At 63.7% G+C, this 9,510-nt stretch carries 10 protein-coding genes; 3 read left to right on the top strand and 7 right to left on the bottom strand.

Features of this window, described 5'->3' with window-relative positions; genetic code table 11:
- Positions 1–126 precede the first annotated feature (126 nt).
- Genes AC5RWD_RS22765 through AC5RWD_RS22795 form a run of 7 tightly spaced genes read right to left on the bottom strand, consistent with a single transcriptional unit; the run spans position 127 to position 6,733 of the window.
- On the bottom strand, positions 127–564 hold the full coding sequence (locus AC5RWD_RS22765) for a nuclear transport factor 2 family protein (RefSeq protein WP_494022196.1): 438 nt from the start codon (positions 562–564) through the stop codon (positions 127–129).
- A 33-nt stretch (positions 565–597) separates the two neighbouring features.
- Entirely contained in the window at positions 598–1,398 is an 801-nt protein-coding gene (locus tag AC5RWD_RS22770; RefSeq protein WP_494022197.1) for an SDR family NAD(P)-dependent oxidoreductase, read from the bottom strand.
- A 34-nt stretch (positions 1,399–1,432) separates the two neighbouring features.
- Positions 1,433–2,233 (bottom strand): SDR family NAD(P)-dependent oxidoreductase, encoded by an 801-nt coding sequence (locus tag AC5RWD_RS22775; protein ID WP_494022198.1) that lies wholly within the window; start codon positions 2,231–2,233, stop codon positions 1,433–1,435.
- 11 nt (positions 2,234–2,244) lie between these two features.
- Positions 2,245–3,261, bottom strand: coding sequence for a sugar ABC transporter substrate-binding protein (locus AC5RWD_RS22780; protein ID WP_494022199.1), 1,017 nt, complete (start codon positions 3,259–3,261; stop codon positions 2,245–2,247).
- A 10-nt stretch (positions 3,262–3,271) separates the two neighbouring features.
- Positions 3,272–4,264: an ABC transporter permease gene (locus tag AC5RWD_RS22785; protein WP_494022200.1), complete on the bottom strand. Its 993-nt coding sequence runs from the start codon at positions 4,262–4,264 to the stop codon at positions 3,272–3,274.
- 4 nt (positions 4,265–4,268) lie between these two features.
- Positions 4,269–5,237, bottom strand: coding sequence for an ABC transporter permease (locus tag AC5RWD_RS22790; protein ID WP_494022201.1), 969 nt, complete (start codon positions 5,235–5,237; stop codon positions 4,269–4,271).
- 41 nt (positions 5,238–5,278) lie between these two features.
- Complete coding sequence (locus AC5RWD_RS22795; RefSeq protein WP_494022202.1) at positions 5,279–6,733, bottom strand: sugar ABC transporter ATP-binding protein; 1,455 nt, start codon at positions 6,731–6,733, stop codon at positions 5,279–5,281.
- 443 nt (positions 6,734–7,176) lie between these two features.
- Between AC5RWD_RS22795 and AC5RWD_RS22800 the strand changes: the two genes are divergently transcribed.
- The 3 genes from AC5RWD_RS22800 to AC5RWD_RS22810 all read left to right on the top strand — a co-directional run.
- Positions 7,177–7,572 carry a nuclear transport factor 2 family protein gene (locus tag AC5RWD_RS22800; RefSeq protein ID WP_494022203.1) on the top strand — a complete coding sequence of 132 codons (396 nt, stop codon included), beginning with the start codon at positions 7,177–7,179 and terminating at the stop codon, positions 7,570–7,572.
- Positions 7,573–7,610: 38 nt separating this feature from the next.
- Positions 7,611–8,843, top strand: a complete 1,233-nt coding sequence (locus AC5RWD_RS22805; protein ID WP_494022204.1) for a thiolase family protein — start codon at positions 7,611–7,613, stop codon at positions 8,841–8,843.
- Between the two features lie 3 nt (positions 8,844–8,846).
- Positions 8,847–9,510, top strand: a 664-nt coding sequence (locus AC5RWD_RS22810; RefSeq protein WP_494022205.1) for a 3-oxoacid CoA-transferase subunit A, incomplete at its 3' end; no start/stop codon positions are given.

Here is a 9,510-nt window from a genome sequence, read left to right on the forward strand (position 1 = left end):
GGGTTTTTGGTGAGCGGGCACTCCACCCGCCCCGGACACCCCGCGTTTCCCGCTTATACAACAAAACTTGTGCCGGCGACGTCTGTCGCCGGCACTCCTTTGGTTCTACACGGGCCTGGTACACCCTTAGGCAGCTGAGCCAGCGGAGGCCGTTTTGCCTTCCTGCCCGATCACAACCTGTCCGGGCTTTGGTGTTGGCTGATAGGCCAGCAGCCGCCACGAGGACCCGGCACGGACCCACACCGCCAAGGCTGTGTTGTCCAACGAAGTGCGCGTCCCCCTGATTGTCAGGTCGGCCTGCATTTCGCCCATCACGAGGGCCACATTGCCGATGATCTTGACCTGTTCCACCGGATGATCGATGCGGTGGTAGACGTACATACCCAGCCGGCACTTGTCCATGTAGCTGCCCAGGTCATCGCGTTCCCCGTTGGAATGTGCGTAGACGAGTTCCTCGTGGCAGAGGTCAGCGAAGGCCTCGAAGTCTGCCCTGAGCACTGCCTCGTAACGGCGGTCCTCGAGGGCCAGGATGTCCTGTTCGTCTGAAGAATGCGGTGCAGGCATGTGAACTTCCTTCCGGTCCGGGGCGTGCTGAAGTTAGATGAGTCCGCGGATGCTGCCGCCGTCCACGCCCCAGACTGAGCCGGTGACGAAGCTGGTGACGGGGCTGCAGAGCAGGGCGATGATGCGTGCCACTTCCTCCGGAGTGCCCAGCCGTTCAAGCGGCAGCTGACGCAGCTTCATTTCGTGCTCGACCGCCGCCTGCGGGGCCATGCCGTGCACGGTGGCAAGCGTGTCAGCGAAGCCGCCCGGTTTGGTCCAGAACGGCGTCCAGATGGGCCCGGGAGCGACGGCGTTGACACGGATCTTCGGCCCCTCGGCGCGGGCAATGGACTTCGTCAGTGCCAGCACTGCCGCCTTGCTTGCCGCGTAGTCAACAGGCTGGGCTTCGGGCTGGCGGGCCAGATCTGAGGCATTGTTCACGATGCACGGCGCCGGTGATTCACGGAGCGCAGGCAGTGCGGCGCGGATGGTGCGCACGTAGCTCATGAAGTTCAGCTCCATCGTCCGCTGCCAGTCTTCATCTGAGATCTGCTCGAAGGTCCGGACCGCCCCGGAGCCGACGTTGTTGATCAGCAGGTCGAGGCCGCCCAGCTGGCTGATGGCCTCAGCGACGGCGTTGGTGGTGGCCTCCCCGTTCGTGAAGTCCACGACGGAGGGGACCACCCGGCCCGGATTGTCCGCCGCCAGTTCTTCAAGCTCGGTGAGGGCCGTTTTGTCGATGTCCAGGGCTGCCACGGTGGCCCCTTCGGCGGTCAGCAGAAGTGCGATTGCACGCCCGATGCCCTGGGCGGCACCTGTCACGATGGCCTTCTTACCGGTCAGTTCCAGTTCCATGAGATGTACCTTTCGGTGTGCGCTGTTGCAGTGCTTAGTTGTGTTGGGCGGAGGAACCTTCGGTCCCTGTCCTGAAATCAAAACCTGTCGTCAGGCCCCCGTCTGCGACGACCGTGGTGCCGAAGATTGCTGATGACTCCCTGGAGAGCAGGAAAAGTGCCGAATTCGCGACTTCGTCCGCTCCTGTGATGCGCCCGAGGGGCTGCCGTGCCTGTCGGGTGGCGAGGAATTTTTCCGGGTCGCTGGCCGAGGCCAGGTGCCTTTCAAACAGTCCGGCCCGCATAGGCCCCGGTGCCAGCAGGTTGAACTGGATGCCGGTGCGGGCGTAGTCCAGGGCAATGGTCCGGACAGCTCCCGTAAGGGCGGCCTTGGAGGACGCATACGAGGCCAGCTGTTGCTCGGCGAAATGCGCGTCCACGCTGGTAACCACCACGACTGAGGCGTGCTCTGCCTTCTGCAGGTGCGGCAGGAGGGTCTTGAGGGCGATGACGTTGCCGAGGACGTTTACCTCCCACGTCCGCCTCCAGGACTCCAGGGTTTCCTCCTCAAGCGTGCCGACGCCGAGAATTGCTGCGGCGGCGATCAGCCCCAGGGAACCGTTGGACTCTGCGGTGGCCGTCGCCGCCGCCTTCTTCCACGTGACCTCGTCTGCCACGTTACCGACGATGTGCCGGTACCGCGGGTGGTCCGCCAGGTCCGCGGGGCTTTCGCCGAGATCCACGCCGAAGACGTGGCTGCCTGCCGCCAGGAGCGCTTTGGCGCATTCCAGGCCCAGGCCGCTGGCGGTGCCTGTAACGATGACGTGGTCGGGAAGGGTCAGTGTCCAGTCAGTCATGAGGTCCTCCGTTACTTGCCCACTGCTGCGGCGCAGTCGGCGAGGTTGGCCTTGGTAATGGTCTTGGGCGTGAGGTACTGGTTCTTCTCAACACTCTTGCCGCCCAAGACGTCGATGACTGCCTTGGCTGCGAACTCGCCGTCTTCGATGGGGCTTTGCAGCACCGAGGCGTACTGGACACCCTTTTCGATGCCGGTGTAGCCCTCGATGGAGCAGTTGGATCCGACCATGGCCAGATCGGAGGACTTCAGTCCTGCCCTGTCTGCGGCGACGATGGCGCCGGCAAGCATGTTGTCCGCCTGAGCGTAGATGCCGCGAAGGTTCTTGTTTCCGAACTGGGTGATCAGGCTGGCCGCGGCGGATGTGGCCTGGGTCTGGTCCCAGTTGCCAGGCTGTGCACCGGCAACGGTAATCCCAGGGGCGGACTTTGCCAGCTCGTCCTTGAAGCCCTTCGTGCGATTGATGGCCGGCGGCGTGCCGGGAACGCCCTCGACGATGGCGACCGAGCCGCTGTCGCCGAACCCTTTGGCCTTGAAGCCGGCGATCATGGCCTTGGCGGCTTCCTGGCCGTTGGCGTAATCATCGGGGCCGGTAAAAGTGGTCCAGAGGCTCTCGTCGTCGGACTGTGGGTGGGAGTTCGTTACGACGACAGGGATCTTGGACTGCTTGAGCCGCTGCAGGGAGGGCATGATGGCGGTGGCGTCAGCCGGCCACAGCACGACTGCATCAGGGTGTGTGCTGATGGCCTGGTTGACCTGCTGTGCCTGCTCGGCCGCGTTGAAGTCGTTGACCACGACAGTGACCTGTACACCTGCCTCTTCGGCGATCTTCTTGAATTCTTCGGTGTGCTTGGCGCAGTAATCACAGCTCTGGGCGACGGTGAGCAGGGTGACCTTCTTGCCCTTGACGTCGGTAGACCCGCCGCTGGCGTTTGGGGCTGCGGCCGGAGTGGAACCGCAGGCGGCCAGGAAGAGCGCAGAGGTCAGGGAAAGGGCGACGGCCAGTCTCTTCATTGAGGTGGTTTTCATTGGGAGTCCTTTAGTGGGTGGTTGGTACGGGGTGCTTGGATGCCGCCATGGTGTTTTCCACTGACTTGTTGACGATGCGGTTCAGTGGACGGTCGATGACGACAATGAGGAGGAGAATGCCACCGTTGATGAGCTGGATGATGGCAGTGGAGGTGCCTTGGAGGCTGAGCCCGTTGCCGACCACAGCGAGCAGCATAGCTCCGGCGGCGACACCGGCGATGCTTCCTTTGCCTCCGGTCAGCGCGACTCCGCCGATGATTGCTGCGGTGACGGCCTGCAAAAGAGTCGCTTCATCGGATCCCGGGGCGCCTGAGGCCAGGGTCAGTCCCTGAAGTGCGCCGGCAACGCCGGCGAACAGGCCGGAAACGACGAACGCCAGAATCAGGACACGGGTAACCGGGAGGCCTGAGGCGGATGAGCGCTGGCGGTCGCTTCCGACGGCACGGATTTTCACGCCTGACCACGTCTTCGCCATGAGCCAGCCCGCGGCAACGACAAGGACCACGAATATCAGGGCGCGGGGCGACATGGTCTCAGCGATGGCCTGGTCAAGCCAGAGTCCGGGCTCAAAATCGGTAAGGGTGACGATCTTCCCGCCAGCGACGGCGAAACCCAGGCCAATGGTCAGGACCAGCGTTCCAACAGTGACAGCGAGCGAGGGCACGCTGTAGTGGGCGGTCAGCCAACCGTTGAGAACTCCAACGCCCACGGCGACCGCGATGGCGGCGGCGACGCCGAAGGGCACCCCCGCAGCTTCTCCCACCTTGACCGCGATGAGGGCGGCCAGCGGAATGCTTCCAGCGATGGACAGGTCGAATTCGCCCGCGATCATCACAATCGCCAGTCCGGTTGCAACCAGGGCCAGCACGGCGAACGACTGCAGGAGCGAGTAGAGGTTTCCGGGGTTGATGAAGGCCGGATTGGTCACCGTGAAGGCGATGAATGCGAGGACTGCCAGCGACCATGCCAGCAGAGTCCGGAAGTGCCAATAGAGTCTAACCACGGGATCAGCGCTTTCTTCCTGATTGACGGTTGGATGCGATGCCGGTTGCCACGACGGCCAGGAGGACGAGGACGCCCTTGAAGATGAGCTGGACGTCGTAGCTGAGCCCGAGCAGGACCAGTGCATTGCCGAGCAGGCCGACTAGGATAGCCCCGGTGGCGGCGCCGAGCGGATTTCCTGTTCCGCCTTTGACGCTGACACCGCCGACGACGACGGCCGTGATGGCATCAAAGCCGAAGGTCCCGCCCAGCTGGAGGTTTCCCTGGCCGGATTCGGAGGACAGCAGACCGCCGGCCAGGCCCGCCAGGGCGCCTGAGGCGACAAAGGCGAACAGCACCACGGGCCATGCACGCATTCCTGATACGAGGGCTGCTTTTTCGTTCAGGCCCACCAGGGTTACCCGCCGGCCCAGCACGGTATAGCGGTGCGTCCACCAGGCAAGGACCGTGAGGACGAAGAACGCGAGCACCTGGACAGGGATGACGCCGAAGATGGTTAGCCCAAAAATGCTGGCGTCCCCGGCGCCCTGGACGTTTCGCCCATCGGTCATGATCTGCGCGAAGCCGATGAGGATCGCTGCGGCCGCGATGGTTGTGACAATCGGGTCAGTACCCAGGCGCCCCACAAAGAACCCCTGCACGGCACCGGCGAGGGCCCCGAACAGGACGGCGGCCCCCATGGCAGTCCACGGACCGGTGTGAAGGAGGGAGGCGAAGACGATGGTGGACACCGCCACCATCGCGCTGACCGAGAGTGCGAAGAGCCGGCCGACGATGGTGATGATGCTCAGGCCGACAGCGGCAATTCCCACCAGGGCAACTGAGAGGAACAGGGCCCTGAGGTTGGTGACCGTGGCAAATTCGCTGACGAAGACGCACGCCAGAATGAACAGCAGAACGGTGGTCACCGCGATGATGGTTGAGCTGTCCGCCGTGATCCGTTTGATGCTTTCAGCGACAGGTTTCGAAGTCACAGACGAATTTTGTTGCGTCGACCTTGCCGCAATTTTGGTGTTCATGCTTTGGCTCCGTGCAGTATTTCGGTAAGGATCTGGGAGTCCGTGACGTCCGCTGTCGGCTTGCTGCTGACAGGTTGGCCGCGGAACATCGTGATGACGCGGTCGGCCAGTTCGCGGAGCTCGACAATGTCGCTCGAATAGACAATGACGATGACGTTGTTCGCGGAAAGCTGGCGGAGTGCGCGATAGATTTCCGCGCGGGCCCCGATGTCCACGCCACGTGTCGGCTCGTTCAGCACAAGGACGTCGGGTTGCGTGGCCAAGGCCCTGCCGATGGCAATTTTCTGCTGATTGCCGCCGCTCAGGGACCCGACCGGGACCCGGATCCGTGCCGGGTCGAAGGCCACCTTCGTGGCAGTGGCGCGGGCAAGGGCCGTTTCCAGCTCTGCCCTGATAGTGCCCATCCGGCTGACGCCTGCCAGCGCGCCCGAGCTGACGTTTTGAGCGACGCTGCCGCTAAGGAAGACGCCTTCCAGAACGCGGTCCGCGGAAACGTAGGCAATGCCATGCTTCTGCGATTTCGGCCTTGTCAGGGACGACAGCGGCTCGTCGTTCAATTGAATGTTGCCGGCGCTCACGGGGACCAGACCGACCAGGGCCCGGACAACGTCATCAGCGCCGGAGCCTATCTGGCCAAAGAGCGCGGTGACCTCCCCTGCGTGCGCCGTGAACGAGACGTCAGAGAATCGGTGCCCCGAGGCCAGCCCCCGGACGGTCAGCTTCCGGCGGTTTTCCGGGGCAAAGCTTTCCCTGACGTGGATTGGCTCCCCCGCAGTGTGTTCTTCGCCCAGCATGTGCGTGACGACCGAATCCATGGTGAAATCCGCTGTCGGGCCGCTGGCCACCACACTGCCGGAGCGCATGATGGTGATCCGGTCGGCCAGCCGAAACACTTCACCCATGCGGTGGGTGATGTAAACAATCGACCGCCCGCCAGCGACAAGCGACCTGACGACTTCATGGACGCGTGCGATCTCAATGTCAGACAGGGTGGCGGTGGGCTCATCAAGGATCAGGGTCCGCGCATCGGCGACGAGGCCCCTTGCGATCTCAAGCAGCTGACGTTTGGCCAGCGGCATTGCCTCCACCGGCATGTCCAGGTCCAGGTCTTCAAGACCCGCGGCAGCCAGTGCGGCCTGCATCTGCTCCTGCAGTTTTTCCCTGCGCACCAGAAGGCCTGACGTCCGCCGCATGCTCAGGGCCATGTTGTCCCGAACGGACAGCTCGGGAATCACCGAGAGCTCCTGGAACACCATGGCGACATCGGCTGAGCCGCCCGGAAAGGTCACCTCCCCCGAATCGGCTGTCACAACACCGGCTATCACTTTGACGAGGGTGCTCTTTCCGGCGCCGTTCTCCCCCAGCAGCGCGTGCACTTCACCGGCCCGGAAATCGACCGAAACATCATTGAGCGCTTTCGCCCCACCGAAGCTTTTGCTGATCCTGCTCACAGAAAGCAGAACCTCGGTACTAAGGACCACGTTGACCTCATTCCCTTGAAATGGTTCGAGGACGACGTTAAGTGATTCAACACACAGCTGTCAAGTAAAAGATTACAGTCACCCTCCGCTGTAAACCGAGAGCCTCAAATCCACGGCTGTGATAAGCGCCTGATTGCCTTGGAATCACCGGACACGCGAGGAGTTCACCCGCTGGGAAGTCCCAAGGTTCAGCCACACTCCGTACCGCACGAATGTAAACTAACAGTTGACGCAGTGACTTGCTGTCAATTACTTTGGAATGAGACTGGCGCCAAGAGACATCAGCACCGACGCGGCCTTCTATACCGAGGCCGGTGCAACGGCGTGAAGAAGCGCGTTGGCCCTGGACAGCTGGCATGGATGCAGGACTGGTTGCCTAATGTCCCAAACACCTCAAGCAAGGAGAGCGCTCCGTGGATAACGCCACCGCAGCCGAGAAAAACCAGATCAAAACGTTGGAAGCAAAGCGCTACCAAGCCGTAGTTGATGGTGACTACGACGCCTTCGAAGACCTCTGCCACCAGCATCTGGTGTACACCCATTCGCTGGGCGACCGGGACACGCTGAGCAGCTACCTGGAAAAGCTTCGCAAAGGGTTCTACAGGTACCACCGAATCGACCACCCCATCGAAGACATCGTCCTGATCGGGGACACCGCACTCGTATTGGGCCAGATGAACGCAGACCTCACTGTCAACGGAACCCATAAGACCCTTGCCAACAGTGCCCTGTCGGTATGGGTCAAGGAGGACGAAACCTGGAAGTTCCTGGCGTACCAGCCGACGCCCCGTAAGCCAGCGGCCGACTAGATCCCGCAACCTCTTTTCGCGCCAACGAAGGAAGAACCATGAACCAGGCTTTTGTTTACGATGCCGTGCGCACGCCGTTCGGGAAGTTCGGCTCCGGCCTTGCCGCCGTCCGCCCGGATGACCTGGCTGCGCATGTGATCGGCGAGTCCGTGAAGCGCGCCCCGCAGCTTGATCCGGAGCGGATCGATGAGGTGGTGTTCGGCAACGCGAACGGTGCCGGCGAGGAGAACCGCAACATCGCCCGGATGGGCACGTTGCTGGCTGGTCTGCCGGTCTCGATACCGGGCACCACGGTCAACCGGCTCTGCGGTTCGTCGCTTGACGCGGCGATCATCGCGTCCCGGCAGATCAATGCCGGCGACGCCGACCTGGTCCTCGTGGGCGGTGCCGAATCGATGTCCCGGGCGCCGTGGGTGCTGCCGAAGACGGAGAAGCCGTACCCGGCCGGGGACATGACCCTGGCGTCCACCACGCTGGGCTGGCGCCTGGTGAACAAGGCGATGCCGAAGGAATGGACCATCTCCCTGGGCGAGGCCACCGAGCGTCTGCGCGAGAAATACGGCGTGACCCGGGCGCAGCAGGACGAGTTCGCCGCGAACTCGCATAACCTGTCGGCCGCGGCGTGGGACGAGGGGTTCTACGACAACCTCGTGGCCCCGGTCCCGGGCACCGACCTGGTCCGCGACGAGGGCATTCGTCCGGGTTCGTCGGCGGAGAAGCTCGCCGGGCTGAAGACGGTGTTCCGTGCCGAGGCTGACGATGCCGCGTCGGGAACCACGAAGGGTGGAACGGTCACCGCCGGGAACGCCTCGCCGCTGTCCGACGGCGCGTCCGCGGCCTGGATCGGGTCCGAGACTGCTTCATCGATCCTGGGCCTGGAACCTCTGGCCCGCATCGCCGGCCGCGGTGCGCACGGCAACGATCCCCAGTTCTTCGGCTTCGCCCCCGTTGAGGCGGCGAACAAGGCCCTCGCGAAGGCGGGCATCGGCTGGGACCAGGTGGGCGCCGTCGAACTTAACGAAGCGTTCGCGGCGCAGTCCCTGGCGTGCATCAACGCCTGGGGCATCGACCCGGGAATCGTGAACCGCCACGGCGGGGCGATCGCCATGGGCCACCCGCTGGGCGCCTCCGGCACCCGGATCCTGGGGACCCTCGCCCGGTCCCTGCAGGCCTCCGGGCAGCGCTGGGGTGTCGCGGCGATCTGCATCGGCGTCGGCCAGGGCCTGGCCGTCGTGCTTGAAAACGTGACTGCTTCTACTGGAAAGGCGTAGGCGATGCTGAATTTCGTTGACACGGCCGGGGCGGCCGTCGCGGCCGTCAAGGACGGCTCCACCGTGATGATCGGCGGGTTCGGCAACGCCGGCCAGCCCTTCGAACTGATCGACGCGCTGCTGGAGTCCGGTGCCACCGACCTGACCGTGGTGAACAACAACGCCGGCCAGGGCGACCAGGGCCTCGCTTTGCTGATCAAGGAAGGCCGGGTACGGAAGATGATCTGCTCCTTCCCGCGGCAGTCCGACTCCTGGCACTTCGACACCAAATACAAGGCCGGGCAGATCGAACTGGAGCTGGTGCCGCAGGGCAACCTCGCCGAACGCATCCGCGCCGCCGGCGCCGGCATCGGCGGCTTCTTCACCCCTACCGGGTACGGCACCATGCTGGCCGAGGGCAAGGAAACCCGCATCATCGACGGCCGCGGCCAGGTCTTCGAAACCCCCATCCACGCCGACATCGCGCTGATCAAGGCGCTCAAGGCCGACGGCGTCGGAAACCTGGTCTACCGCAAGACCGCCCGGAACTTCGGCCCGATCATGGCCGCCGCCGCCAGGCACACCATCGTGCAGGTGTCCGAGATCGTGCCCACCGGCGCGCTGGACCCGGAGAACATCGTGACCCCCGGCATTTACGTCAACAGCATCGTCCGTATTGATTCCCGCG

The organism is Arthrobacter sp. CMU6, assembly GCF_059090205.1.